The following is a 22,285-nucleotide window of genomic DNA, read 5'->3' as shown; positions in this document are numbered from 1 at the left end:
CGGCGGGACGGGAAAGTGCGGGGAGACCACGCCCCTGCGAATGTCGGTGCCGGACGGGTCGTGAAGTGATGTTGATGATCGCCTCCCTGCTTGCCTCCTATCTTGCCGGATCGATCCCGTCGGCGTTGTGGATCGGACATGCGGTCAGGGGGATCGATATCCGCCAGCACGGATCGGGGAATCCCGGCGCGACCAATGCCGCGCGCGTGCTCGGACTGCGCTGGGGGCTGCTGGCCGCCGCCATTGACATTGCCAAAGGATTTGCCCCGGTCTTCTGGCTCGGCCCCATCGCCGCGCACCCGCTCGGCTGGGATCCGGTTATTGCCGGAATCTCAGTCGGTGTCGCCGCGATTGTCGGACATCTTTTCCCGGTGTTTGCCGGATTCCGGGGCGGGAAGGGTGTTCTCACCGCGCTGGGGATGTTCGTGGCCCTGTTGCCGATCGAAGCCGCCATCGCCCTCGGTGTCTGGGCGATAGTCTTCGGCATATCGCGGATTGTTTCCCTGGGCTCGCTGAGCGCCGCCGTGGCATTTTGCGCAGCGGTCGCGGTGCGGCGGTTCGTGCTCGGTCAGCCGATCCATGACGCGCTGCTTTCGATCTCCGTCGTATTGCTGGCGCTGGTGTTCTACACGCATCGCGCCAACATCATGCGAATCCGCGCCGGGACCGAACATCGGTTTCGACGCTCGGGTTGAGCATCTGCCAATTCGATTGATTCGGCCGCCTCGCACGCTCTATTCTCACCATCGTGTCTCACCACGATTCACAGAACGTCGCGGTGCTCGGCGCCGGGAGTTGGGGAATGGCCGTGGCGACTCACTTGCACAAATCCGGACATGTCGTCTCCATCTGGGAGCACAATCCCCAGGAGGCGCAGCAATTGGCCCGCACGCGCGAACGGCATAACAAGCTGCCCGGATTTAGGTTGCCCGCTTCGATTCAAGTAACGGATATGGCGTCGGCCATTACCCGCGATGCCGATGTTGTCCTGTTGGTCACCCCCACATCGGCCATTGGCAGCACCGCGGCGATGGTCGCGGCAGTCCGGCCGCGCGCCCGTGTTGTCGTCTGTCTGGCCAAGGGTATGGAGGTCGGCACGGGTCGGCGGATGACCGAGATCATCGCCGAGCAGCTTCCCGCCATTCCCATAGTGGCACTAACCGGTCCTTCGCATGCCGAAGAAGTGGTCCGGGGCGTGCCGACCGCTGTTGTAGCGGCATCCGACGATCGCGCGGCGGCGGAACGCATCCAGAGTTTGTTTTCCGGCGAGACTTTTCGCGTCTACACCAGCGATGATGTCGTCGGAGTCGAAGTCGCGGCCGCGTTGAAAAACATCATCGCCATCGCGGCCGGAATCGCCGACGGACTGGGATACGAGTCCGCGGACAATCTGAAGGGCGCGCTGTTGACGCGCGGCCTGACCGAAATCAGCCGTCTCGGAATTCGGATGGGAGCCAAACCCGAGACGTTCGCCGGTCTGGCCGGTATCGGTGATCTGGTGACGACCTGCCTGTCGCGCCATTCGCGCAATCGCCATGTCGGAGAGCAAATCGGACGCGGCCGTACGCTCGAAGAAACGCTCGCTGCGATGTCGATGGTGGCCGAGGGGGTTAACACCACCCGTGCCGCTGTGGTTCTGGCGCAAAGACTCGAAGTGAAAATGCCGATTGCCGAGGCGGTACACCGTGTCTTAAACGGCGAAACCCATCCGCGTGAGGCGTTGACCGAACTGATGTTGCGTCCATTGCGCTCGGAAATGCCGCTGGATGCCCCCGCTTGAGCACTTAAAGTTCCACTTTGGCTGCCGCCACCATTTGAGTATCATCCGTCGTCATGAGCGCCACCGACACGACCAAGCTCAAGCTGAAGCGGCCGCCGGAGCGCAAGTACTACGCGATCTCCGATGTCGCCATCGAAACCGACTTGCAGCCGTATGTCCTCCGTTTCTGGGAAAAGGAATTCCCGATGTTGCGCCCCAAAAAAAACCGGGCCGGGAACCGTCAGTACCAACGCCGCGATATCGAACTGATTATGCGCATTAAACACCTGCTGTACGGCGAGGGGTACACCATCGAAGGGGCGCGCCAGCGGCTGCGGGCCGAATCCGCCGGGGAGAAGGCGCCGCCGGAGAGTCTGAAGACCCGCAAGATGATCGGCGAGGTCCGACGGGAACTCGAAGCGATCGTCGAGATGCTCTCATAGGGGAGCCGCAACGATTTCCGTGAATCTGCTTGTTCGGGGCGTAGCGCAGCCTGGTTAGCGCACTCGCTTGGGGTGCGAGAGGTCGGCCGTTCAAATCGGCTCGCCCCGATAAAGGTAGTGCTGTTCCGCGACACGGGCTCACCCGAGCCGTTCTATCCAATCAACTGAAAAGCGTCGCGGCGTGATTGGATCGAATCCATGCGATGCCTCGTCGTCATTCCCGCCTATAATGCCGCCGGGCATCTGCCCGAATTGATCGCCCGTATTCGCACGTCCGCCCCCGGTATCGGCATTCTCATCGTCAATGACGGTTCGGCGGATGAGACAGAGACGGTTGCCCGGCACGCCGGGGTCGAAGTGATCTCCCATCCGGTCAATCGCGGCAAAGGGGCCGCGCTGATGACGGGATTTGGCGCAGCCATGGAACGGGGCGCCGAGGCCGTGATTCACATGGACGCCGACTTGCAGCATGAACCCGAATCGTTGCCGGATTTCGTCGAGGCCTTCGAGAGAGGTGAGGGAGACGTTATCATCGGCTCGCGTGACCTGTCCGCCCGCCACATGCCGTTCTCGCGTCGTCTCAGCAACACGCTGTGCTCCTGGACCGTTTCGGCGCTGGCTCGTCAATCGGTCGCCGATTCGCAGTGCGGCTATCGTCTGATTTCACGGGCCGTGATGGAAACCGTGCATCCGCGCAGCGGCGGGTATACATTCGAGCCGGAGTATCTCGTGCTGGCGGGGAAAGCCGGATTTCGCATCGGAGCGGTGTCGATCGGAACGGTGTATCAGGATGAGAAAAGCTACATTCATCCCTGGCGGGACACATTCGAGTTCATCGGCGCGATGCTGCGATTGATCGTCAGCAGCCCGCGTACCATCACCGCGCGTGCGACATCGGAACCGACACACTGAAATGACCAGAACGCAGCGCATCCCCAAAGTGCTCCGCATTCTGATTTCCAACGATGACGGAGTCTATGCGCCGGGGATCAACATTCTGGCGCACGAATTGAGGCGCGTGGCCGACGTGACGATTGTCGCGCCCGGCACCGACCAATCGGCGTCCAGCCATTCGCTGACGCTTACGCGTCCGTTGCGAATTCGCCGGCACGAGGACGGGGTGTACTCGGTCGATGGCACCCCGACGGATGCGGTGACGCTGGCGTTCCACGAAATCCTGCGTCGTCGTCGTCCCCACCTCGTGGTGTCGGGCCTCAATCACGGGGCCAACATGGGCGAGGATGTCACTTACTCCGGAACCGTGGCCGCCGCGATCGAGGGCGCGCTGATGGGTGTGCCGGCGATCGCCGCCTCGGTCATACCGCGCGACCGCGATTGGCGCGATTTCACCTCGGCGGCGAAGTTCATCCGCCGTCTGATTCCGCGCATCATCGGCCGACTGCCAAAGCACACGCTGCTGAACATCAACTTTCCGAAGATGCCGCGCGGCGGCTATCGCAAGACTCAGATTACCGGACTGGGACGACGCATCTACACCGAAATCATCTCGACCAATCGCGACCCGCGTGGTCTGGCGTATTACTGGATCGGCGGGGAGCCGTCATGGGACCACACCGAGGAAACCGATGCCGCGGCCGTCCGACGGGGATATGTATCCATTACCCCGCTCAAAATCGACATGACGGATACATCGCTGGTGGACGAAATGCGTTCGTGGAGATTGGCGTGAAACTTCTGGCGCCAGTGCGGTCAGCCCCAGGGCTGACCGGCACATGGATGCGAACCGTCGACTCGTGCGGGTCAGCCCAACGGCTGATCGGCACACGGATGCGAACCGTCGACTCGTGCGGGTCAGCCCAAGGGGTGACCGGCACACGGATGCGAACCGTCGACTCGTGTGCGTCAGCCCCAGGGGTGACCGGCACATGGATGCGAACCGTCGACTCGTGTGCGTCAGCCCAAGGGCTGACCGGCACACGGATGCGAACCGTCGACTCGTGCGCGTCAGCCCAAGGGGTGACCGGCACGAGACAGTGCTGGCGCCCTGACCAGTTAGTGGACGCGCGTCAGGGCGGGGAGACCCCGCCCCTAAGTTGCAATGTCGTGCCGACGTCATGTGGCGGTCAGCCCTTGGGCTGACCGCACCGTGCGCGAACATCGCACGTGAGCCGGGCGGCGCACATCCGAAAACAGTTTGTTTTGCACTGTCCGAATGGAATAATTGACCGTTCGGCCCCGCCTGACGGGGCCCGGTGAAACAAACAGGTCGGGGCGTAGCGCAGTTTGGTAGCGCACTTGGTTCGGGACCAAGGGGTCGCTGGTTCAAATCCAGTCGCCCCGACCATGATCATTCCCGCCACGCGGCCTTCCGGTGACATCGCCGTGGTTGTCTTTTGAGTTGCCCATCATCGTTTTAGCGGTTTGTTTATTCGCATGGCACCACGTCCGGCGACAATCGCCGTCTGCGGCGGCGGTGCGGCTGACGGAGATGTTTGCGCGCAGGCGGAGGAAGTCGGCCGACGGCTGGCCGAGGCCGGAGCTCGCGTGCTCACCGGGGGATTGGGCGGGGTCATGGAAGCGGCCAGTCGCGGCGCCCGGAAGGCGGGCGGTGTCACCATCGCCATCGTTCCCGGCGTCAAAACCGAACTGGCCAATGAGAGCGTCGATATTGCCATTGCCAGCGGCATGGCCGAGGGACGTAACGTGATGATTATCCAGACCGCCGATGGTGTCATCGCATTGCCGGGGCAGTTTGGTACGCTCTCGGAAGTCGCCTTCGCGCTGCTCTATGGCAAGCCCGTCGTCTCGCTGGGTAGCTGGCGACCCGATCCGGCGGTGATCGCAGCCAGCGACGCCGAAACGGCCGTGCGTCTCATCCTCAGCGCTGTCGGCCGGGCCGGAGCCGCGACGTGACCCGCTTGCAGATTCGCATCACCGGCGTGGTCCAGGGCGTGGGGTATCGCTACTTTGTCGTGAGCCGCGCGCGTGCGGCGCAGGTCAAAGGATGGGTGAAGAATCGCGCCGACGGCACTGTTGAAATCGAGGCGGTCGGCGAGCGCGGCGCGCTCGACGGGTTCCTCAGTTATGTGCGCGTGGGCCCGCCGGCGGCGCATGTGTACGGCGTCGAGACACACTGGTTCGACGATGACCATCGATACGAAAGTTTCGATGTGCGGTTTTGATTCGGGGCAACGGAGGCGTGACCAATGAACGATCGCACGTCGCTCATCAAATCGGCCATTCGTGACATTCCCGACTACCCCAAGCCGGGGATCGTCTTTAAGGATATCACGACACTTCTGAAGAATCCGAAAGCGTTCGCCGCCGCCCAGTCGGCGCTCGCGGAGCACTATCAGCCGCGACGTCCCGATCTGATCGCCGCAATCGAGGCGCGCGGCTTTATCTTCGGCGGCGCATTGGCGCACGAGTTGGGCTGCGGATTCATCGCCTTGCGCAAGTCGGGCAAACTGCCTGCGACCGTGATGTCGGAGACGTACGCGCTCGAATACGGCGAAGACACGATCAACATGCACATCGACTCCATCGAACCGGGGCAGAGGGTCGTCCTGATCGATGATCTCCTGGCGACCGGCGGCACGATGCGCGCGGCGGCAAAGCTGGTCGAACGCGCCGGCGGCGTTGTCGCCGGGATCGGCGTGGTCATCGAATTGGCGTTTCTGCCGGGACGCGAGGCGCTGGATGGATATGATGTCTTTGCCGTGGTTGCCTACGAGACCGGATAGCCATTATGAGCTACCGGCCCCGAGACATTCCGGCCGGCCGCGATGCCTCAACGCCCCCGTAGCTCAGGTGGAAAGAGCAGCGGTTTCCTAAACCGCGTGTCGGCGGTTCAAATCCGTCCGGGGGTATTTCTCTGCGGGACAAAGACGTAGTCGGCGAATCCGCCGGGAATATCAGCGCCGTCCATCGGTAACTGGAGGTGGAGGATGCGACTGCCCCAGGCCGCGTCGGTTCCAGTTGACGGTTGACAATCGATTTGTGCGCGAATAGCTTACCCGCCTTGTGCTTGACGGGAAACTGCCCGCGCGGACGCTGATTTTCAGGAGGATTCATGGTGGTTAAGCAACGGTTGCGGACAACAACTCTCGCGGTTCTCGCGACATCCCTGCTGGGCTCCTCACCGGTCATCGCACAGGGCCTTTCGGTCAACACGTTTCAGGATTGGAATTTTTTGGGCGGCGGCGCGCGCGCGCGCGGCATGGGCGGCGCGTTTCTCGGCGTCGCCGACGATCCCGATGCGGGCAGTTGGAACCCTGCCGGGTTGGTTTACAACGAAGGCGTCCTGCTGACCGTCAATTACGCGCACACCAGCTTCTCGTCGGATCTGGGCGGCTCGCCGGGCGGGACGCCATTGTCGTTGTTTTCCTCCGACAACAGTTTCAGCAATCTCCCCTCCGCGGCGTTCGTCGCCCCAGTGACGATCAAAGAACATGAGTTTACACTGACGGCGTTCTACAACCGATTGCAGCAGGCCTACGCCGAGGGCGAATTCGCCGCCGACGGGCACACTCCGGGAACGCCGTTCGAGCAGCGGTCCCCGATCGAATCGCGCTATGCCATCCGAGGCAACATCAACATCCTCGGCGGCGCGTTCGGGACGTCGGTGACCGACCGTTTGTCCATCGGCGGGATGATCGGCATCATCACCGGGGATGGCACGGAAAACCACGTCATCGATCTGGACTCCACGCGCGTGACCAGCCGGGGTGTCGATTATGTGCGCTGGATCAACGATTCCGACATCGATTACGGCGGCTTTACGGCGCAGCTATCGGCGATGTACCGGGCCGACAACTGGAGCGTGGGCGCGATCTTATCGCCGGGCTGGACCCTGACGCAAAACCTCGATTTCCGCGCGGTACGCATCACGACCACCAATCAGATCCCGCAAATGAACCCGACGAACGGACCCCTCTACGGTCCGCTGGACGGCACCGACCGCGAAATCGACATCCCCTATACCATCGGGCTCGGCGGGTCATACAACGCGTCGGACAATCTGCTGATCGCGGTGGACTACCAGTTGCGCCCGTTTAAGAACAGCGATTCCGAGACGGGCAGCGGCGATTCCGGGCTGCGTTATCAGACCGAGCCCGCCGACCCGTTGTCGCCGTTCGAGGCGCAGCCGGTCGGCTGGTACAATCTGCATCAGATTCGCGCCGGGATCGAATATCGCCATGAGGCCCGCTTCGGCGTGATTCCGATCCGGCTGGGGATTCGCAACGAGCCGTACGTCATCGGCGAACCGTCCGGGGCCATCGTAACATACGATCAGCGACTGGGACGCGACCAAACCGCGGAGTTTCCGTATTTCATTCCGATCGCGGCCGCCAGCGGCACCGGCGACCAGATCAATCCGATCATCCTGTCGATGGGCACCGGCATTCAGTGGTCGCAGGTCGGGTTCGATTTTGCGCTGGAATTCGGCGGCTACGACTACAGCGAAGCGGGGGAGATGTTCATGATCGGACGCTGTCTGGATTGCGACCCACTGGTCGACCCCGATGTCAACAATGACGAATACGGACGCCGGAAACTGTACCGCTGGGGAAACTACACACGCGCCTTCGACGTCAGCCGCGTGCGGCTCTTCCTGAATTTCACGGGACAATTTTAGACACACTGACAGCGCCCCCCACCCACTCGTAAAGGACATTCGGCCGACAGACGATTGCTGACAGGGGGGACGGCAACGCCGCCGGGAAACGAGAGTGATGGCAACCGCACCGACACGACACCGACTGACCAAGCACGATCTGAGGACCGACGCCTTTACGACCGGCGTTTTTCGCGCCCGTGAATGGGCCGAGCAAAACGTGCGTACCGTGGCGATTGCCGTCGGGGCCGTAATCGCACTGGTGGTCGGGGTCTGGGCCCTCACCTCGCATTTCGCCGATCGGAAGCTCGACGCGCAGCGGCTCTATGGCGAAGCCGGGATCGAAATGCGCTCCGGCAATTTTGCGGTCGCCACCGCGCTGCTGCAACGATTGATCGATGAGCACTCCGGCGCCGCGGTTGCCGGGCCGGGCTGCTTCCAGATGGGGCACCTGCATTTCCTCGAGCGGTCGTTCGATGACGCGCGCGTCGCCTGGGAGCGGTACATCGACGACTACGGCGACGATCCGTTGCTGGTCGCCGCGGCCTGGGCGGGATTGGGCGCCATTGAAGAGCAGGCGAACTTCCCCGCCAACGCCATCGCCCATTACGAGCAGGCCATCGATGTCGACCCGACCGGACCGCAGGCGCCCGACTATCTGCGGCGACTTATCCGCGCAGCGGTCGCTTCCGGCGATTCTGCCAAAGCGCTGGCCGCATTCGACCGCCTCGAGAAAGACTATCCCGCCGGCGGCGAGAACACGCTGATCGCCCGCCAGATGCTCGTCGAGAAGGGCATCCTCGACCCAAACCGCTGAACACCATTCGCGCTTCCCTGACGACAGTTTAGCGCCGGGGCCACCCCGCCAGACGCCTGGCATACGCAGCGGGTCATTCTGAGCGAAGCGAAGAATCTGCTTTCTTCCGCTCCCGAATGAACGCAGATGCTTCGCCCAGCGTCCCGTCTGAGGCGGGACGTGTGACTCAGCATGACAATCACATGGGGTCACTTCACACCTCCCAGGGATGATCCGCGATCCGGGTAACTCGCTGTACGCCAGCAGTACGGCGTCGGGTCGGAGGAGGGCCTGCCTCCCCTTCATTCTTGCCGCCGGGCCACCCGCGCTCTATGTTGTGCCCACAATGGACCCAGCCGATCCGATGGTGGAGCGCCCGGCCCCCGTGGTCGAGTCGCCGATTGCGGACACCCGCGCCGAAGAAATTGAAGAGGGGCGCGGCCCGGCCATCCTGGCGTATGTCCCATTCGGCTGCTTCATCACCCTGCTGAATTACCGTCACAACAAATTCGCCATGAACCATGCGCGGCAGGGGCTGCTGTTGACCCTGGCCGAAATCCTCGCGGGACTCTTTCTCATCCCGCGACTCTCGGAGTATTTCTGGGTGACCGTCGTGTTCGCCTGTCTGGCGTCAATCATCACCGGCATCTACCACGCGCTGCACGGCAAAGACTGGACCGTGCCCTTCGCAGGGAAATGGTTCGAGGAGAAGGTGAAGCTGTGAGGAAGTCGCTCGATGAAATCCGCGATGTGATTCGGCGGAATCAGGACAATTTAATCGAGCGCTACGGCTTGAGGGTATCCGGCGTTTTCGGCTCGTACGTCCGCGGTGATCAGGAGCCAGACAGCGACCTCGATTTGCTGGCTGAATTCGTACGGCCCGTCAGTCTGCTGGAGTTGGTGGGCGCGGAGTTGTATCTGACGGAGGTGATTGGAGTCAAAGTTGATCTGGTGCCGATGCGATCAGTTCGGGTAGGGCGGCACCAACATATTCTGAACGAAGCGATAACTGTCTGAAGGGATTATTGTGCCGGTCAGCCCTTGGGCTGACGGCATTGCGAATCCGGATTCGATGTGGCGTCACCCGCTCTCGGGTGACGCCGCCATGCCGCCACGTGAGGGCGCATGGCGGGCACAGAAATATCGGCAGATTCGATTTGGGCCTGCGGCACGCGGTCAGCCCGAGGGCTGACCGGCACATGAAAAGTGGATTCGTATGTTTACGATTGGCCGGATTAAGACAGGAGTATTACTCCTGTCCCTCCTCACCCTCCTCCTCTCCTGCGTCACCACCGGGCCGGGGGGGAAGAGGTCGTTTATCATCATCTCCGATGCCGAGGAGGTCGAGCTCGGACGCGGTGTCGCGACTGAAGTCGAGGCGACGCAGACGGTTCTCGCTGATTCGGTCTGGCAGGCGTATCTCACCGAAGTGGGGCAAAAGATCGTCCGCGTCTGCGACCGTCCCGATCTCGACTACCAATTCAAGGTCATTGAGTCTGACCAGATCAATGCCTTCGCCTGTCCCGGTGGCTTTGTCTATTTCTATACCGGCATTCTGCAGATGATGGATTCCGAAGCCGAACTGGCGGCAGTCATGGCGCATGAGATTTCACATGTGGTCGGACGGCATTCGGTCAAACACTTGCAGACGGCGCTGGGGGCATCGGTCTTAGCGCAGATCGCGCTCGGCGATGCCGCCTCGGGCGCGGCCGGACAGGTCACCGGCATTGTGCTCGGGCTGGCGCTGACCGGCTACGGCCGCAGCCACGAACTCGAAGCCGACGAATACGGACTGCATTACATGAAAGAGGCCGGGTACAATCCCAATGGCGCGGTCACCATGTTCACCAAGCTGGCCGAATTGTCCGGCGACCGCGACCGGGGGTTTTTCGAAAACCTAACCTCATCGCATCCCGAAACGCAGGAACGCATCGCCAAAATCAATGAGCAGATCGATGCCATGCCTGCATCGGTCAAAGACCTCCCCGACTTCAAAGACCGCTACCAGTTGATGAAGAAACGTCTGCCGCCGCCGCAATAGCGCAACGGATGCGCTGTCCGGGTCTGCCCGTGTTCGCCGGTCTCGTCGCACCCGAAGCTTCCACAACAGATTCTTCGCCCTGTCCTCACGCCCGCCTGATGCGGGCGTGAGGACAGGACTCAGAATGACAATTCGTATCGTATTGTGTGACAATGTATTATATGCCCCGCCTGAAGTTCCGCTTCCACATGTCATGGCTGGAATAAGCTGCCTCTTCATGGGTATTAGCGATGGAGAGGCGCATGATTCCACTCGCGACGAAGCGACTCAATCTCGGCCTGATGTTGGTGGTGGCCGTCGTGGCCATTGCCGGGGTTTCGGGGTGTCAGCGGGTTCAAGTCGATGCCCAGACCAGGCCGCTCTTCCCCCTGGAACTCGGCAACGAATGGACTTACCTCGCCCAGGGGGGGATTCAGGACGGGGAGAAGCGGACATTAGCGATTGACTCCGCCGTCACAAGGGATCATCGCCGGTACTTTCACCTGAGCGGTTTTCCGATATCCCTCTGGGTCTACCGTGACCGCAGCGGGAACTTGCAGTGGGTCGACCATCCCGGATCGGCCGCGTCGCCGTTCTTGCGGTTCGACGCCGACGTCAACGAACAATGGGAGTCGCACTTAAGCGATTGCGGGTCGTCGTGGATGGCCGACGACTACGCCGTGGTAGAAACGCCCTACGCGCGATTCGACGGCGCGACCATCATCGTCATCGATAACGGCTGTCTCGATCGTGGTTTATCGGTCAGCGTTGCGCGCGCGGTCGGGCCGGTCTATTGGGAGACGATCAGCATTTCCGGACCAACCCAGTGGCTTTTGACCTCGGTGCACATCAATGATATTGATGTCAGGACCCCCGACCGTCACCGTATCACGAGCAGCCCATAGCCGCCTCGATTCCTGAAACTTATCGCCCCGTTCATCGTTGAATACATTAAGCGGCGCCGGCATCGGGCCTCATCCCCGATGCGGTGAGGCGGCGTCGCCCCATCCCGACCGACCCCACAAGGGCGCCCCTTCACTTTGATTGCACACACAGAGGGTGGCAGGGATCATGAAACGGCCGCAAGACCGCAACCTTGCGGCCGTTGTTGTTGTCACCGTTGTCGGTCCGACAGGCCTCGTTGAATCAGTAGCTGACAGAGAAGCAGACAGGGCCGGACGTCACGCCCCGCTGCGGAGTCGTTGCAGCCGCGATTTGGCGTCATCGACCAACGTCAGTTCGGGATCGGCGTTTTTCCAGATTCCGAGGAACTTCTCGTACTGCCCGATGGCTTTGTCATTCCATCCGGATTGCTCATAGGCCATGGCCAGGTAGTAATGGACTTTCGTCGACATCACACCGAAGTGCGCCCGTTGCTCGCTGTATTCGGCGGCCGCCCTCTCCAGGGTTTCGACCGCTTGACTCAATTCGCCTGCCCGGAGGTACTGACATCCCAATTCATAGACGTACCCGTATTCGTCGCTGAAACTCTGAGCCGATTCCATGAGTGTGGTGGCCAGTGCGTGATGGCCGCGCGCCGATTCCAGCAGCCCTTTCGCCAGGGACGGAATTGCGGCCCGCCGCGGATCGGGATGGGATTTGAACTGATCCAGTTCTTGTAATGCACGCTCGGCCGCGGCGAAGTCGCCGCCCCGCCAGGACAATTCGACTTCATCGAAGAGTGTCCACGCGTAATCCTCCCCGTGCGTGGAATCGAGTTTCTGCCGCGCCGCGTGAAGAGTGAGGATGGCGTCGTCGTGTTTGCCGAGTTCGGACAGGAGGAGTGCCTGCCAATTCAGCTTCCGGGCCGAGATGGCGCTGTCGATCCCATCGAATTCGTCGGCGGCAATTCCCTTGTTCAGAATGGCGATCGCTTCCCGCAAGCGTCCCTGGTGTTCCGGCACTTTGGCGAGCAGGAAGCGGCCTTCCGCGCGCGCAGCCGGCGAGGGGCCGGAGGCCTCCAATTGCAGGATGCTGTCTGCGTCGGCGTAACGACCCAGGAATAGGCACATAAACGCCTGCTTGCGCCGCGACACGGTGTACGCCGGGTTCTTCGAGAGAGCCAGCGTATACGACTCCAGTGCCTTGTCGGGCTGGCCATTGTAGGCGTACAGATCGGCGCGAGAATCGTAGGGGTTGGCCTCGTCCGGGGCGACGGCGATGTATTGATTGATCGCCCAGAGCGACTGTTCGAAATCCCCCATGAAATTGTATAAGTAGGCCAGACTGTTATAGGCCAGTTTATACATCGGGTCGATGGCGATCGCCTGCCTGAGCGCGGCCGCTCCCACTTCGTAATCCCGCAGCCACAACCCCTGAATGTTGCCGAGAATCCACCACGCCTCCTTCTCATCCGGATACTGCTTTAGCAGCTCTGTCAGTGTTGCGATTGCGCGTGGGGCGTCACCATCCAGGCCGGCGTCGAGCGCGCGCAGTTGCAGTTGTTCTTTGGGGCCGACGCGGTCAATCTGAGTCAGGGCGATGTCCAGTTGCCGACGATTCTCGCTGTCGACCTCGGCGCCCGAGAACTGGCTCTGGGCGATCCGGAAGTACGCCATCGTGAAGGTCGAATCGATGGCGATGGCCTGGTAAAACTTTTCGTTTGCTTCATCGGTGTAGTACTTGTGCCACAGGTCCATGCCTTCCAGATAGAGCCGGTACGCGTCGGTCGACGTCGTCGTGGCAATGTGAGTGGATTGCTGTGCGTCGATGCCGGCGGGTATGGACAGCCCTTCGGTGACCTTCCCGCGCAGCCGGTCCACCAGCGCGAAGATGTCCTCGCCGGGCGCGCCGTCGATGCGCTGTGGCGCGATCGAGTTGCCCGATGCGACATCGATCAGTTGCGCAGTCAGGACCATGTTGGGTGCGGTGCGCAGAATGCTGCCGACCAGCATCCAGCGGGCGCCGGCCCTCTGCGCCACCTGCGTCGCAATGTCGGGGCTGATCTTCTTGGCGCCCTCGTACCCCATCAGCTTGAGGATGTCGTAGAGCCGCTGGCTGGAGACGACCTGCACATATTGTGACCCGGACAGATCGGTGATGAGCAGGTTGGTGGCGATCTCCCCCAAACGTTGTGGGTCGTCGGGTTCGGCGACATTGTCGAAATACATGACCGCCAATCGGTTTTCGACCGCAGCCGCATCATGCGTCGGCTCGACCGTGAATCGCCACGGACGCAGAATCAGCACCGCCGCGACCAATACCGCCGCGATGATCGCGGAAACCGTTATCGGCCGCAGGGACCGTCGCGGTTGCACCGCAGCGATGGGGGTGACATGCGACCGGCTGCTGGGTGTGGAATCCAAAAGCTGCCGCTCGCGTTTCAGATCGGCGATCAGGTCGGCGGCGCTTTGATAGCGCACCGACGGATCCTTTTGCAGCGACTTGTCGATAATGTGTTGGAGACCGGTGGGGAGGTCGGGACGATACTGCGACAGCGACGCTGCCGGCTCGTGCGCGATGGCATACGCAATCGCCGCCTGATGCTCGCCCCCGAAGGGCGGCCGTCCGGTGAGCATCTCAAAAATCACGACCCCCAGACTGAAGAGATCGGAGCGCTGGTCGGTCTTCTGTCCTTGCGCCTGCTCCGGTGACATGTAAGCGGCCGTGCCCACGGTCGATCCCGATTTCGTGAGTTCCGATGCGCCGCGCCAGGTCGCCAGCCCGAAATCGGCGATCTTCACCTGCTCTTTGGCGGTGACGAGAATATTCGACGGTTTGACGTCGCGGTGCACGACCCCGGCCTCGTGGGCCGTTTGCAGACCGTCGGCAATCTGCATGGCGATGCGCAGCGTCTGCGTCAACGACGGTTTATTGCCGGACATCCACTCGCGCAGCGGCAGGCCGTCGACATACTCCATCACGATGAAGTCGCGCTCATCGGCGTGCTCCACCGCGTGCACGGTCAGGATGTTTTTGTGATTCAGACGCGACGCGGCCTTGGCTTCGCGGATCAGCCGCTCGCGCGCCTCGTGGTCCTGCGACAACGATGCCGGGAGAAACTTCAACGCCACCTGTCGGTCGAGTCTGGCATCCTCCGCGAGATAGACCTCGCCCATCCCGCCTTCGCCGAGCTTTCTGATTATTCGATAGTGAAGGATGGTCTGATTGATCGTCGGCACCGTGTGCCCCCAAGCGTCGGAGCATGATACCGCGTCATCGTGCATCGGGCAATGCCGTCGTTTGAGGGGCAACCCCGACGGCAGCCGAGTCAACACGCGGCCCGGCACTGGGACTTACCAATGATCTTCCGTCGCGCGATTGCTCGCTGATCGATCCGAATTGCCTTTCGATGTCAGTCTGCCTTTCGCTCCGTCCCTCACGAGAAGGCGGGACGGGGCATGACATTGTCGGAGAGTTCTCAGGACAGCCTAAAAGGCGGATGAAAAACTCCAGGAAGTGCAGAAAAGCCACCTTCGTCATGCTGAGCGGAGCGAAGCATCTGCTGTTTTTCTCCTATGGGGCAGAAAGCAGACCCTTCGCTTCGCTCAGGGTGACAGACTGCGTTGTGGCGATCACGGTGGGTCTTTCAGCAACCGCCTAAAGTCCGGGCCACGCGCCGATGCTACTGGTCGGTCACGCCAGATCGAACAACAGGAAGTTCGACGCGCCATCAACCGAGATGTCCAGCGCGTTCTCATCGGAGACAGCGGCGCCGTCGCCCGCGGCGAGCGTTGTACCGTTGAGCACGACCGAGCCGCTGATCAGTTGCAGCCACGCGTGACGCCCCGGCCCGATTGCATGGGCAACGACGGAGCCGGGGGAGAGATGCGCGTCGTATACGTCGACGTCCTGATGGATCGTCACGATGCCGTCGCGTCCCGGCGGCGAGGCCATCAAACGGAGCGCCGAGGGCTCCGGTTCCGGCAGCGTCTGCTCTTCGTACGACGGCTTGGTCCCTTCGCGTTCGGGGAGAATCCAGATTTGCAGCAGATGCAGTTGCTGTTCGGGCGAATGGTTCCATTCGCTGTGTGCGATCCCGGTCCCGGCGCTCATGCGTTGCAATTCCCCTGGTCGGATCACCGAACCATTGCCCAGACTGTCGGAGTGTTCCAATGCGCCGCTGACGACGTAGGTGAGGATCTCCATGTTTTGATGCGAATGCTGCCCGAAGCCCTGCCCGCCTTCGACAAAGTCCTCGTTGATCACACGCAGCGCGCGAAAGCCCATGTGCCGGGCATCGTAGTAGCGGTTAAAGGAAAACGTGTGACGGCTGTCCAGCCAGCCGGTGCGCGTCTGGCCGCGTGCATCGGAGGGGCGTAGGGTAATCATCACTTTAGTCCGGCGGTCAAAGCGGGCGCGCACGGATCGCAAAACAACGCCGCCGGGTCACCGTTGCGGAAGGCGACATCGACCACCAGCACCGCATCGAATATGTTCACGACATCGTCGCAGGTGACATCGGTCGGCCAATACGGGCAATTCGGATTCGGATCGACCGGGCTGGTCCCGTTGCGAAACGCCACGTCGACGACGATCACCGCGTCGAAGACATTAGTGATGACGCTGTCGCACTGCGCATCGCCGAAACAGTCGCACGCGCACTCCGGCGCAGGCGCGGCGCCGTACCAAAAGCCCAAACCCATCTGGTACGGTCCCTCCTCGACAAATCCTGCCGCCGTCTGTCCGATCGACACGCCCATCCGGTAGGGCCCCTCAGCCGCTTCCGTCACACCGCCGTAGTTGATGCTGTACCAATCCAATCGGACGGATGTTCCCGCGACGGACACTGCAGATGCATTCGGCGGCGCCGGCATTGTCGTCCGAGTATCCCCCGAAACGCCCGCGGACGATTCCGCCGAGATCGCCGTGTCGATCGGCGATGGCCGGCCGCGTTCATCTCGCCGTTCGGCTGCATCGGCGGTCGTCAGCGAGACAATCAGCGCCAACGTCGAGATGGCCAGCCGTCTCCAGTTCGTCCGGTTCATGATTACCTCTCCCTTTCGAGGACGCGAAGCCGACTCTGGAAGTCGCGAATCTGCGCCTGCTGTTCTTTCATCCCTTCGATCAGCAGCGCCACCAGCCGCGCGTAATCGACCGAACGGGCATCGATGCCGTTGTCCTCATACTGCACGACTTCGGGAATGACCGCGCCGACCTCCTCGGCGATCAGTCCGATGTCTGCACGGTCGTTGGAAGTCCACTTGTAGGTCACGCCGCGCAGTCTTTGGACTTTTTCGAGTGCATTCGGGATCGGTGTGATGTCAGTTTTCCAGCGCTTCGATGAATAGGTGTCCCAGGCGAAAGCCAGCCCGCTGCCCGTCGCGTCGGCATTGTTGGGGAGTGTCAGGACATTGGTCACGGTCGTGGTGTTAATGCCGACGCCGCCGCCGGCGCGGACGAGGAACTGGTTGTCGGCCGATGATGTGAAATTGGCCTCCGTCGTGTCGGCCCAGACGAAGCATCCGGCGTGCATTGCCTTGGCGCGATGCCCCGCGGCGAAGCTTTTGGCGCCGTCGGCGACATTGGCATCGCCTCCGGGAATAACGGCATAATCCCCGGCTGCGCCGTTGTTATATCCGCCGCTGATGACGGCATGGGTGCCGTCAGCAAGATTGGATTCGCCGCCCGCCACGGTTGCCGCAGTCGCAGCCGCGGAGTTTTGATGGCCGCCGCCGACTGTGGCATTGATGCCGCCGGCGGTATTCTCCGCGCCGCCGGCGACGGTTGAACTCAGAGAGTCGGCACTATTGCTGGAGCCGCCCGCGACAACCGAGGCGATTCCGGCGGCCGTATTGGCAGTGCCGCCGCCGACACATGAGTAGTTGCCATCGGCGGCGTTTTGCTGCCCGCCGCTGGTCACCGATGACAAGCCGTCTGCCTCGTTAAACCAGCCGCCGCCGAGGAACGAGAAATCGCCGTTGGTTAAGCTACCAGACCCGCCGCCGATCACCGAATACTCACCGGCCGCGGTATTCTGTGTGCCCCCGCCGACCGTCGATCCGGTGCCCGATGCATGGTTCTGGGCGCCGCCCCCGACCGTTGCATTCTGCTGATCAGCGGTGTTCGCGTACCCACCGGCGATCACTGTCCCGTAGCCCGGGGCGTTATTGATATCACCGCCGCCGATGAATGCGTAGTTACCCTCGGCCTGATTGCCCGACCCGCCGCAGACGACCGCGCTGAGTCCGAGCGCGAGATTCCGGCGCCCGCCGCTGATGACGGAGTAATCGCCTTTCACCGAATTGGAGTCGATCTGGTCGAATCCCCCGCCGCCGGCGATGGTCGAGAACAGACCGCGAGCACGGTTCCATTTGCCGCCGCCGATGAAGGCGCCGGTATTGGCACACAGGTTCTGCAACCCTCCGGCAATCCCGCTGCAATACCCATCGGCGACATTGAAGCCGCCGCCGCCGATCGCCGTGAAGCCGTTGTTGGCCTCGTTGTCGGTGCCGCCGGCGACTACGGCATACTCATCGGCCGCACTGTTGCCGACGCCGCCGCCGACCGTCGACCAGTCGCCCACTGAATTATTGAATTGCCCCGCGACAAATGCCTGAGTTCCGGCATTCGTATTTCCCGATCCGAAATTCCCTTTCCCCATCGTGATGTCCGGGTCGCCGGTATTGCCGATCGGCCCGGTCATCGTGCCGCCCGACAGTGGAAGGAATGCGCCGCCCCCGGCGACCGCCAATGCGGTGTCCGCTTTCTGCGCCCACGCGGCGCGAAACACAAATGGGCCGCTGTTGAGCTTGATGCGCGGCAGCTCGGTGTCGGGATTGATGCCGTCGACGACGAGAATGTACAGCCACAACGACGTGTCCCCGAAAATCGAATCGGGAATGGCATAGACTGAGCCGAGCGTCAAGGTCCACAATCCTCCCGCGTCGGTCGTCAACGCGTGAATTTCGCCGTCGGGATCGACGGGCCACAGGACCGATCCGGCCAGCGGGTCGTCGAAGATCTTGAAATACAAATCGACCGGCGTCGAACCGAGCGGACTGCCGCCCGCGTCCGACAACCGGCCCTGGATCGTCATGTTCGTCGGCACATCGGCCTGCGCCGGGGCGACGCCAAGCGCCATGGCCACGCCGACTAACAACAGGCGTTTCACTGCTACGTCATGCATGTCTTCTGCTCCTTGCGAAATTGCAGGTTTAGTGCTCACCACCCGGCGTGAATGGGAGCGGAAGGAAAAGGTGGATCCTCAGTCTGTCGTAATATGAAGCCGAGCAAAAGCGATACGACCGTAATCTAACGCATTCCCTCAGGGCGTCAACGGCGCGGTTAGTCACCCCAGGGGGGGCCCGGACCTTGGTCCGGATTTCAATGACGTGCCCCGGACCAAGGCGAGACGTTCCATATGCCTCGCGTCTCGGACAACCTGAGGGAGTGCGTATTGGAAACTGATGTGTAAAACCCGGACCAAGGGGAGTGTTGCAAAACCCCACGACAATGTCATGCCGAGCCCTTCGGGCGAGGCATATCTGTGCGCGCGCGGATGCCGACAACTCGTTGGAGATTCCTCGCCCAGCGGGCCCGGAATGACGGCCCGAGGCATCTCAATCCGTTTATAGCGGAATCGCGAAGAGAGGTCTTTCACCACGCCCCGAGGGGCGGGCCATCCGTCCGGCGTAGTGCCTTGACTTGCCATGGCTTAGCGGTATATTCCGCGTCGCCCGTGCGATCCCCCGGCGGGCGGAACGTGGGGCTGTAGTTCAGTTGGGAGAACGCTTGACTGGCAGTCAAGAGGTCACGGGTTCGAATCCCGTCAGCTCCACCAAAGATTGCGACCCCGGGCCGGATCAACCGATCCGGCCCGCTCGTTAGAGAGCGAAAAACGTGCTGGTGCTGAACTTCCATCGCGTCGAGACGGCAACGGGTTTTGAGATCACGCGTTTGTCGCCGGGACGATTGGAACGCTTTCTCGACCTGATCCAAACGAGCGGTCTACGGGTTGCCAGGCCGGATGATGGCATTCAGATGGGCGGTCACGACATCCTGCTGACCTTCGATGACGGCTTCGAGTCGATCGCCGAATTCGCGTTGCCCCGGATCGTGCGCCGTGGCTGGAGCGCGCTGGTCTTTCTGGTGGCGGGATCGGTGTCGGGTTACGACGACTGGGATGTACGCATCCTGGGCCGCCGCCGTCGCATGCTCTCCTGGGATCAAGTCAGGGCGTGGAGCCGTTGCGGAATCTGCTTTGGATCGCATACCATGACACACGCGGACCCGACAGCGCTCTCGGAGCGCGCGCTCCGATACGAACTGCGGACTTCCAAAGTGCTCATCGAGGACGAGTTGGGGCGGCGCATCGAGTACTTGTCGTATCCATTTGGACGCCACAATACCCGCGTTCGCGCGATCGCCGGGGAATGCGGATACCGGGCTGCGTTTGCGACGTCCGGCGGGTTATCATCGGGCAATACATTTGCGCTTCCACGAACAACGGTGAATGGATTGATGACGCTCAGTCAGTTCACGTCGATACTATCCAGCGCGACGCAACCGGGCACGCCACGTCGTGCCCATGCGATGACTCGCGGCATTCACCGCTTTCTCGAGCATCTCAATGCCGGGAGCGCGACGGTCATCAGTTGGCGCCGGATGAAACGCCGCGGCGGACAGTCCGCCGAGCCGCAGGCAGCGCCCGAGATGATCATGACGCCGAGACCGCACATCAGGGCAGAGGGGTAACGTGGCCGCGCCGATCGTCACCATCAACGAACTGGGACAGCATGTCGGCGAAACCGTCACGGTGCGCGGCTGGCTGTACCAGAAGCGCTCCAGCGGCAAGATCAGTTTCGCCGTCCTGCGCGACGGCACCGGCTATCTGCAGGGAGTACTTGCGCGCAGCGAGTGCGACGATGATTCCTTTGCGCGTTTCGATCAGTTGACGCAGGAATCGTCGTTCACGATGACCGGGACTGTCCGGGAAGAGAAACGTGCCCCCGGCGGATTCGAGATGGGTGTCCAGGCGATCACGATCGTGCAGATCGCCGCTGAGTATCCGATTTCACCCAAAGATCACGGCCCCGCGTTTCTGATGGAGCACCGCCACCTGTGGCTGCGTTCGTCACGGCAGCACGCGATCATGCGTGTGCGCAATGAAATCATCATGGCGACACGCCAGTTTTTCTACGAGCGCAACTTTGTCATCATCGACACGCCGATCCTGACCGGCGCGATCGGCGAGACCGCGCAGTCGCTGTTTGAAACCGAGTATTTCGATCTGGGCAAGGCGTACCTGGCGCAGACCGGGCAATTGTATGTCGAGGCGGCCTGTGTCGCGCACGGCCGGGTCTATTGCTTCGGCCCGACTTTTCGCGCGGAAAAATCCAAGACGCGCAAGCATCTCAATGAATTCTGGATGATCGAGCCGGAAGTCGCCTGGGCCGACAGCGACGGCAACATGAAGCTGCAAGAGGAGTTTGTCTGTTACATCGTCGCGTGGGTTCTCGACAAGTCGCGCGCGGAATTGGCGACGCTGGAGCGCGATGTCGCGAAACTGGAGGCGATCCGGGCGCCGTTTCCGAAAATCACCTATGACGATGCGGTCACGCGGCTGCAAAAGGCCGGATTGCCGATCCAGTGGGGCAATGACTTCGGCGCCCCGGACGAAGAAAAACTGATGGAAGAATACGAGCGCCCGTTGTTTGTCTACGACTGGCCGAGGGTCTGCAAGGCGTTTTACATGAAGCAGCATCCCACGCGCGACGATCTGGTGCTCTGCAATGATCTGTTGGCGCCGGAAGGATACGGCGAATTGATCGGCGGCTCGCAGCGCGAGGACGATCATGACCGGTTGTTGGCGCGCATCCGCGAGCAGGGGCTTCCGGAAGAATCGTACCAGTGGTATCTCCAGTTGCGCAAGTACGGCTCGGTGCCGCACGCCGGTTTCGGCCTGGGATTGGAGCGCACGGTCGGCTGGATTTGCGGACTGGATCATGTCCGCGAGACGATCCCCTTCGCGCGGACATTGAGCCGTTTGTATCCGTGATGGCCGGATCGACAACACAAACACGCCGATCGCTCCGTTTGCGCGACTATGATTACGCGCAGCCGGGGGCGTATTTCGTGACGGTGTGTGCGTACCGTCAACAGCACACATTCGGAACCATCGATGGCGAGAAGACGTCGTTGAATGATTACGGTCTGATTGTGCGCGACGAGTGGTTGAAAACAGGCACTCTCAGGCCAGGAATCCAGTTGGACGAATACGTCATCATGCCGAGTCATCTCCACGGAATCATTGTGATTCCACCCTCTACGGAAGAGGGCACGGCACGCCGTGCCCCTACGCCAGAGGCGTTCGGGCGGCCCGTTCCAGGATCAATCCCGACGATTGTCAGATCCTTTAAGAGTGCTGTTACCAGACGGGTGTGCGAAGAAGCGGGCGGGCAGCGCATTGCCGTCTGGCAACGCGGGTTTTATGATCACATCATCCGGACCGAGGCCGACTTGCATCGTATTCGCGGGTACATCCGGACCAACCCGCTGGCGCTATCGTTGAAATCAGTCGCAGAAGACACCTCAGGCGTGTGATCTTCGCATTGTAGGGGCACGGCGTGCCGTGCCCGAGACGGTCCATGACACCCGAATCAACATCCGCACCCGCCGTCGTCTTCCGCGGCAAACTCCCCGATCCCTCGGCGAAATGGCAGCAGCGCTGGGAGCAGATGGGGCTGTTCCGCGCGCCGGAGATCCCTGATCCACGGAAGAAATACTTCGTCATGCCGATGTTCGCCTA

General features: G+C 61.8%; 21 protein-coding genes and 4 tRNA genes. 21 read left to right on the top strand and 4 right to left on the bottom strand.

Annotation, left to right across the window (positions count from 1 at the left end):
* Window positions 1-74 precede the first annotated feature (74 nt).
* From plsY to VGB22_06490, 17 genes are all read left to right on the top strand, one after another.
* A complete protein-coding gene (gene plsY, locus VGB22_06570; protein HEX9750927.1) occupies window positions 75-695 on the top strand; it encodes a glycerol-3-phosphate 1-O-acyltransferase PlsY in 621 nt (206 codons plus the stop codon).
* 53 nt (window positions 696-748) lie between these two features.
* Window positions 749-1,780, top strand: coding sequence for an NAD(P)H-dependent glycerol-3-phosphate dehydrogenase (locus VGB22_06565; protein HEX9750926.1), 1,032 nt, complete (start codon window positions 749-751; stop codon window positions 1,778-1,780).
* Between the two features lie 53 nt (window positions 1,781-1,833).
* On the top strand, window positions 1,834-2,202 hold the full coding sequence (locus tag VGB22_06560) for a MerR family transcriptional regulator (GenBank protein HEX9750925.1): 369 nt from the start codon (window positions 1,834-1,836) through the stop codon (window positions 2,200-2,202).
* Between the two features lie 34 nt (window positions 2,203-2,236).
* Window positions 2,237-2,311, top strand: a tRNA-Pro gene (locus tag VGB22_06555).
* An 89-nt stretch (window positions 2,312-2,400) separates the two neighbouring features.
* Window positions 2,401-3,114: a glycosyltransferase family 2 protein gene (locus VGB22_06550; protein ID HEX9750924.1), complete on the top strand. Its 714-nt coding sequence runs from the start codon at window positions 2,401-2,403 to the stop codon at window positions 3,112-3,114.
* A gap of 1 nt (window position 3,115) precedes the next feature.
* On the top strand, window positions 3,116-3,892 hold the full coding sequence (gene surE, locus VGB22_06545; protein ID HEX9750923.1) for a 5'/3'-nucleotidase SurE: 777 nt from the start codon (window positions 3,116-3,118) through the stop codon (window positions 3,890-3,892).
* Between the two features lie 538 nt (window positions 3,893-4,430).
* Window positions 4,431-4,507 (top strand) — tRNA-Pro (locus tag VGB22_06540).
* Between the two features lie 89 nt (window positions 4,508-4,596).
* The gene (locus VGB22_06535) at window positions 4,597-5,076 is read left to right on the top strand and encodes a TIGR00725 family protein (protein HEX9750922.1); all 480 of its coding nucleotides are present in this window, start codon (window positions 4,597-4,599) and stop codon (window positions 5,074-5,076) included.
* Window positions 5,073-5,345, top strand: coding sequence for an acylphosphatase (locus VGB22_06530; GenBank protein ID HEX9750921.1), 273 nt, complete (start codon window positions 5,073-5,075; stop codon window positions 5,343-5,345). Before VGB22_06535 ends, VGB22_06530 begins: the two co-directional genes overlap by 4 nt.
* Before the next feature lie 24 nt (window positions 5,346-5,369).
* Window positions 5,370-5,906, top strand: coding sequence for an adenine phosphoribosyltransferase (locus VGB22_06525; protein HEX9750920.1), 537 nt, complete (start codon window positions 5,370-5,372; stop codon window positions 5,904-5,906).
* A 52-nt stretch (window positions 5,907-5,958) separates the two neighbouring features.
* A tRNA-Arg gene (locus VGB22_06520) sits at window positions 5,959-6,032 on the top strand.
* A gap of 203 nt (window positions 6,033-6,235) precedes the next feature.
* Window positions 6,236-7,801 carry a hypothetical protein gene (locus VGB22_06515; protein HEX9750919.1) on the top strand — a complete coding sequence of 522 codons (1,566 nt, stop codon included), beginning with the start codon at window positions 6,236-6,238 and terminating at the stop codon, window positions 7,799-7,801.
* 97 nt (window positions 7,802-7,898) lie between these two features.
* Complete coding sequence (locus VGB22_06510; GenBank protein ID HEX9750918.1) at window positions 7,899-8,597, top strand: tetratricopeptide repeat protein; 699 nt, start codon at window positions 7,899-7,901, stop codon at window positions 8,595-8,597.
* A 325-nt stretch (window positions 8,598-8,922) separates the two neighbouring features.
* Window positions 8,923-9,300, top strand: coding sequence for a hypothetical protein (locus tag VGB22_06505; protein HEX9750917.1), 378 nt, complete (start codon window positions 8,923-8,925; stop codon window positions 9,298-9,300).
* Window positions 9,297-9,593: a nucleotidyltransferase family protein gene (locus VGB22_06500; GenBank protein ID HEX9750916.1), complete on the top strand. Its 297-nt coding sequence runs from the start codon at window positions 9,297-9,299 to the stop codon at window positions 9,591-9,593. The genes VGB22_06505 and VGB22_06500 overlap by 4 nt, the downstream gene beginning before the upstream one ends.
* 199 nt (window positions 9,594-9,792) lie before the next feature.
* Window positions 9,793-10,617 carry a M48 family metallopeptidase gene (locus VGB22_06495; protein ID HEX9750915.1) on the top strand — a complete coding sequence of 275 codons (825 nt, stop codon included), beginning with the start codon at window positions 9,793-9,795 and terminating at the stop codon, window positions 10,615-10,617.
* 242 nt (window positions 10,618-10,859) lie between these two features.
* The gene (locus VGB22_06490) at window positions 10,860-11,501 is read left to right on the top strand and encodes a hypothetical protein (protein ID HEX9750914.1); all 642 of its coding nucleotides are present in this window, start codon (window positions 10,860-10,862) and stop codon (window positions 11,499-11,501) included.
* 276 nt (window positions 11,502-11,777) lie between these two features.
* Here VGB22_06490 and VGB22_06485 read toward each other — a convergent pair whose 3' ends face one another.
* The 4 genes from VGB22_06485 to VGB22_06470 form a co-directional block, all read right to left on the bottom strand.
* The gene (locus tag VGB22_06485) at window positions 11,778-14,717 is read right to left on the bottom strand and encodes a protein kinase (GenBank protein ID HEX9750913.1); all 2,940 of its coding nucleotides are present in this window, start codon (window positions 14,715-14,717) and stop codon (window positions 11,778-11,780) included.
* A gap of 454 nt (window positions 14,718-15,171) precedes the next feature.
* Window positions 15,172-15,867, bottom strand: coding sequence for a pirin family protein (locus VGB22_06480; protein HEX9750912.1), 696 nt, complete (start codon window positions 15,865-15,867; stop codon window positions 15,172-15,174).
* A complete protein-coding gene (locus VGB22_06475) occupies window positions 15,867-16,523 on the bottom strand; it encodes a hypothetical protein (protein HEX9750911.1) in 657 nt (218 codons plus the stop codon). Before VGB22_06475 ends, VGB22_06480 begins: the two co-directional genes overlap by 1 nt.
* A gap of 2 nt (window positions 16,524-16,525) precedes the next feature.
* Window positions 16,526-18,664: a tail fiber domain-containing protein gene (locus VGB22_06470; protein ID HEX9750910.1), complete on the bottom strand. Its 2,139-nt coding sequence runs from the start codon at window positions 18,662-18,664 to the stop codon at window positions 16,526-16,528.
* 578 nt (window positions 18,665-19,242) lie between these two features.
* Between VGB22_06470 and VGB22_06465 the strand changes: the two genes are divergently transcribed.
* The 4 genes from VGB22_06465 to VGB22_06450 all read left to right on the top strand — a co-directional run bounded on the left by VGB22_06465 (window position 19,243) and on the right by VGB22_06450 (window position 22,080).
* Window positions 19,243-19,318: transfer RNA gene (locus VGB22_06465), tRNA-Ala, on the top strand.
* A gap of 59 nt (window positions 19,319-19,377) precedes the next feature.
* The gene (locus tag VGB22_06460) at window positions 19,378-20,232 is read left to right on the top strand and encodes a polysaccharide deacetylase family protein (protein HEX9750909.1); all 855 of its coding nucleotides are present in this window, start codon (window positions 19,378-19,380) and stop codon (window positions 20,230-20,232) included.
* A gap of 1 nt (window position 20,233) precedes the next feature.
* Window positions 20,234-21,535 carry an asparagine--tRNA ligase gene (gene asnS, locus VGB22_06455; GenBank protein HEX9750908.1) on the top strand — a complete coding sequence of 434 codons (1,302 nt, stop codon included), beginning with the start codon at window positions 20,234-20,236 and terminating at the stop codon, window positions 21,533-21,535.
* Window positions 21,535-22,080 carry a transposase gene (locus VGB22_06450; protein ID HEX9750907.1) on the top strand — a complete coding sequence of 182 codons (546 nt, stop codon included), beginning with the start codon at window positions 21,535-21,537 and terminating at the stop codon, window positions 22,078-22,080. The genes asnS and VGB22_06450 overlap by 1 nt, the downstream gene beginning before the upstream one ends.
* Window positions 22,081-22,285 lie beyond the last annotated feature (205 nt).

Source organism: Candidatus Zixiibacteriota bacterium (genome assembly GCA_036397555.1).
Lineage (GTDB): Bacteria > Zixibacteria > MSB-5A5 > WJJR01 > WJJR01 > DATKYL01.
Note: the sequence above shows the minus strand (reverse complement) of the source record. Positions and strands in the feature narration are given on the sequence as shown.

What these genes read in the sequence shown, in the direction of transcription:
- VGB22_06450 (HEX9750907.1), top strand. Translation starts at nt 21,535, where the DNA reads ATGGCCGGATCGACAACACAAACACGCCGATCGCTCCGTTTGCGCGAC.
- VGB22_06560 (HEX9750925.1), top strand. Translation starts at nt 1,834, where the DNA reads ATGAGCGCCACCGACACGACCAAGCTCAAGCTGAAGCGGCCGCCGGAG.
- VGB22_06515 (HEX9750919.1), top strand. Translation starts at nt 6,236, where the DNA reads ATGGTGGTTAAGCAACGGTTGCGGACAACAACTCTCGCGGTTCTCGCG.
- VGB22_06480 (HEX9750912.1), bottom strand. Translation starts at nt 15,867, where the DNA reads ATGATTACCCTACGCCCCTCCGATGCACGCGGCCAGACGCGCACCGGC.
- VGB22_06505 (HEX9750917.1), top strand. Translation starts at nt 8,923, where the DNA reads ATGGACCCAGCCGATCCGATGGTGGAGCGCCCGGCCCCCGTGGTCGAG.
- VGB22_06535 (HEX9750922.1), top strand. Translation starts at nt 4,597, where the DNA reads ATGGCACCACGTCCGGCGACAATCGCCGTCTGCGGCGGCGGTGCGGCT.
- VGB22_06510 (HEX9750918.1), top strand. Translation starts at nt 7,899, where the DNA reads ATGGCAACCGCACCGACACGACACCGACTGACCAAGCACGATCTGAGG.
- VGB22_06550 (HEX9750924.1), top strand. Translation starts at nt 2,401, where the DNA reads ATGCGATGCCTCGTCGTCATTCCCGCCTATAATGCCGCCGGGCATCTG.
- surE (HEX9750923.1), top strand. Translation starts at nt 3,116, where the DNA reads ATGACCAGAACGCAGCGCATCCCCAAAGTGCTCCGCATTCTGATTTCC.
- plsY (HEX9750927.1), top strand. Translation starts at nt 75, where the DNA reads ATGATCGCCTCCCTGCTTGCCTCCTATCTTGCCGGATCGATCCCGTCG.
- VGB22_06470 (HEX9750910.1), bottom strand. Translation starts at nt 18,664, where the DNA reads ATGCATGACGTAGCAGTGAAACGCCTGTTGTTAGTCGGCGTGGCCATG.
- VGB22_06475 (HEX9750911.1), bottom strand. Translation starts at nt 16,523, where the DNA reads ATGAACCGGACGAACTGGAGACGGCTGGCCATCTCGACGTTGGCGCTG.
- VGB22_06490 (HEX9750914.1), top strand. Translation starts at nt 10,860, where the DNA reads ATGATTCCACTCGCGACGAAGCGACTCAATCTCGGCCTGATGTTGGTG.
- VGB22_06525 (HEX9750920.1), top strand. Translation starts at nt 5,370, where the DNA reads ATGAACGATCGCACGTCGCTCATCAAATCGGCCATTCGTGACATTCCC.
- VGB22_06495 (HEX9750915.1), top strand. Translation starts at nt 9,793, where the DNA reads ATGTTTACGATTGGCCGGATTAAGACAGGAGTATTACTCCTGTCCCTC.